Annotated in this window: 3 protein-coding genes and 1 pseudogene; 1 reads left to right on the top strand and 3 read right to left on the bottom strand. The window is 39.0% G+C overall.

The window, feature by feature from the left end; genetic code table 11:
* Window positions 1-311, top strand: a 311-nt coding sequence (locus tag ACINWC323_RS00660) for a recombinase family protein (protein WP_009516064.1), incomplete at its 5' end; no start/stop codon positions are given.
* Window positions 312-343: 32 nt separating this feature from the next.
* On the opposite strand, the pseudogene ACINWC323_RS20520 reads toward ACINWC323_RS00660, so the two are convergent.
* The 3 genes and pseudogenes from ACINWC323_RS20520 to ACINWC323_RS00675 all read right to left on the bottom strand — a co-directional run.
* Window positions 344-1,760, bottom strand: a pseudogene (locus ACINWC323_RS20520) (HNH endonuclease); the annotation flags it as partial.
* 346 nt (window positions 1,761-2,106) lie between these two features.
* Entirely contained in the window at window positions 2,107-2,436 is a 330-nt protein-coding gene (locus ACINWC323_RS0119430) for a four-helix bundle copper-binding protein (protein ID WP_004827037.1), read from the bottom strand.
* A gap of 199 nt (window positions 2,437-2,635) precedes the next feature.
* Window positions 2,636-3,564: IS5 family transposase (locus ACINWC323_RS00675; protein WP_009509646.1), on the bottom strand; the 929-nt coding region annotated here is incomplete at its 5' end.

The following is a 3,564-nucleotide window of genomic DNA, read 5'->3' as shown; positions in this document are numbered from 1 at the left end:
CACAAACAGGTTTGCAGTTTGACCTTTCCACATCTCAGGGAAAGCTCATGGCTTCTGTGATGTCTGCATTAGCAGAGTTTGAGGGAGATTTACTACGTGAACGTGTGCGCTCTGGTGTAGCAGCGGCACAAGCGCGGGGCGTTGTGTTTGGTCGTCGTCCTGGTCAACGTACCAAGTCAGATCGTCTGGCACCTAAAGTGTTGGAGTTGGTGTCTGCTGGACACTCTTATCGACAAGTCGGTCGGCTGGTCAATCTAAGCAAAAATACCGTGTTGGATATCGTTAAAAGAAGTCGGAGTGAAAATCCTTAGCGTGCTATATTTTCCGTTTCCTGAGACGACCCCGAAAAGGCCTTGGGCTTTGACCGAGAAATTGGACTAATCGACTCCACATATCCCACCACATGCTTGACGACTGCATCATCATAACCACCCAAAAATCTTTCGACATAAAACTCGTTAAAGTTTATGTACTTGAAGGCCTTAGACATGGACAGAATAAAGGTATTCAGGCATTCCTCATCATCAAAATCAACCTCCATTTCCAAGCTTAAGCAAATAAAGGCTTTATAGACAATTTGTAGCCGATCATAGCCCTTGATACCACTGCCGAACTTGCCGACCGTTTCGGTGGTCGCCACGGGGAAATTGGCGATCAAGAACTCAATACTACGGCGTACCCGGGTGAAGTCCTTGAAACTAATCTTTCGATGATGAATCTGCATGCGGCTTTCATGAATTTCATACACAATTGAAAACCATGCAAGAAAAGAAGTAATCTGAAAACTCTGATCCTTATAAAAATATAAGTATGGATGTAAGCCCAAACTCGGAACCCCAGCATTTTTTACAGGCGTCGCTATTCTGCAAAGAATGGTCAACAGATGCGACATTAGGTTTTCAACGCGCTCCCCCTGATTCAGACTCATAATATTATGAATCTGATCACCCGCAATGATATTCATCAGCTCATTGACCAGGCCAATTTTTTTGCCATGACTCATTTCATTGTCTAATAAAATGGTCGAAAAAAGTAACTGGTGGATCCTCTCCCCTAACTCAATCAACTCATTTAAACGTGTATATTGGAGCTCTTCTAGGTTAGATTTATTGTCATTGATATAACAACAGGCATAGATCGCATAATACGCGTCACTACCGCGATTTCTTAGGTGATATTCCTCATATTTATCTAAACGTTTAGTATCTGAGTTAATAGATTGAAATACCCGTCGCGCATCTTCCGGAGTCCCCAGTACCTGCCGGAAACTGATTTTAATATCGCCTAATTTCGATTTTTTTTTCTGCAAATTCGGCATCAGTACAAATTTTTTGAAAATCAGCAAGATCTCCTAAATAATTGCGGAGGTAACGAATATCTTGTTTTTGTTGATCATTGAAATTAGGTGCTTGAGGGACTTGCTCATCCGCAAAATATCTATTGATCCACGCATAGATACAGGAAAGACGATGTGCTCCATCAATAATGTAAATATTGCTGTGTATATCTTTCCAATACAAAATGCATAAATTGATGTTTTGATCTTCTGTGCAATCCTCAATAAAGTTTGCAATTTCTTGCACGCTCCAACATTCCGTAGAACGCTGGTTATCCGCCTTAAATAAACATTTGATGATTGGATGCTTTTCAAAATCAGTCAGTGTCACTTCAAAATTGTCACGCTGCATTGAAGGTGACATTTCTTCTGGCAACATGACTTTACGCTGAATAATATTGGTCAATAGTCGTGTAGAACCCATTTCTTATTCTCTCCAGGCAACACTTTCCTACTTTCGCTCAAGTACGAAATTTGAAAATGTATATAGTTCGATTTGGTTAAAGCTGTGAATTAAATGACCGTCAATATCCAGTCAGCGCTAACAAAAGAGACCTAAGAGAAATGGGGGGATTAGAGAACGTAATAAATCATAAAAAAGCCCCGATTGGAGAAAAGGGGCTTTAAAGATTGTATTATACCATTGAAAAATAAAGAAAAAAATATAAGAATTTCGTATAAGGTGTATTATGTTAATTTTAGGAAAGGCTCTAGACTAGTAGAATGATTATGTTAGTCTAGAGCCATATAATTAACATTATTGAAGTATTTTACATGGCAATTTTTCGACATTCTTCTGCACACTGACGGCAAGCCTCAGCACATTTTTTACAATAATCATGTGAATGTTTTTCACACTCTTCCGCACAATATTCACAGATCTTAGCACAAAGCTCACAAATCTCTTTGAGGAAAGGTGAGTTATGTTGTTGCATACGCACACATAACTGACAAATATCTGCACATTCTAGACAACGTTGAATACATTCACGCATCATCTCTAAATCTTTTTCTTTTAAACAAGAAGTTGCACATTCAGTACAAATAAGTGAACAGTTTGTACATGCAGAAATACACTTTGAAAATTCCGTATTAATCATTTTTTACTCTCAACTTATATAATCAAAGAAATAATTAAAACATAATTTTTTTCTACTAATTATTTTAAATTATTAGTAAATGTAATACATAATGTTAATTTATATGAATAATGTTAATTTTAACTAAATCTTATTTATATTCCAAATGGCTTTGTTGCACAAAGATTTGAAAGGCAAAGCGCCCCTAATTGAGCCAAATTTAAGGCGTAACTTGGGTAAGTGGTCGACCTAATTCCGTAAATCTGTTGAGGACTGCTACACGTGCATGAACCTCATTGACTTGGCTATCAAAGCTCCTTGCACTGAGTTTATCTCTTAATAATTTGATGCAGTGCATTTTAGTCTCAACCAAACTTCGGCGATGATAGCCTGACCATTTTTTCCATAGTGTCCTACCTAAACGTTTAATTGTTCGAAGTAATTCATTTCGCTCTAGCGAGCTACTCTTTGTATCTTTCCATGGTTTCGCATTTTTTCTAGGTGGAATCACCGCATGTGCTTGCCGATCTGCAATGACCTGACGGCATTGCTTGGTGTCATAAGCTCCATCGGTATAAACAGAGTCAATCTGCTCATCTTGTGGAATCTGATTAAGTAAATCACCAAGCACCTGTGAATCACAGACATTATTGGTTGTGAGCTGAATAGCGCGTATTTGTAGGGTTTTGGCATCTATACCAATATGTAGTTTACGCCATTGGCGACGATATTCAGCTCCATGTTTCTTGCGTTTCCATTCGCCCTCACCTAGAAACTTCATCCCTGTAGAGTCTACGAGTAGATGCAGCCCATCGCTACTTTTTTGGTAGCTGATTGCAATATCAATATGCTTTTGTCTTCTACAAAGCGTACTGTAATCTGGTGCGGTCCAATTTAATCCGCAAAGTTTAATCAGACTTTGCACAAAGCCAGTGACCATACGTAAAGATAGACGGAATAAGGATTTAATCATTAAGCAGCATTGGATGGCTGCGTCGGAGTAGGTTTGATTTCGCCCTTGTTTGCCTTTTGATGGAGCATACCATTGCGTAGCAGGATCAAACCAAAGGGCAATATTTCCGCGATTAATGAGTGCTCGGTTATATGCGGGCCAATTGGTTGTGCGGTAGATTTTGTGTGTAGGCTTCT

The organism is Acinetobacter sp. WC-323 (assembly GCF_000314615.1).
Lineage (GTDB): Bacteria > Pseudomonadota > Gammaproteobacteria > Pseudomonadales > Moraxellaceae > Acinetobacter > Acinetobacter courvalinii.
This window is presented reverse-complemented; position numbering and strand designations above follow the sequence as displayed.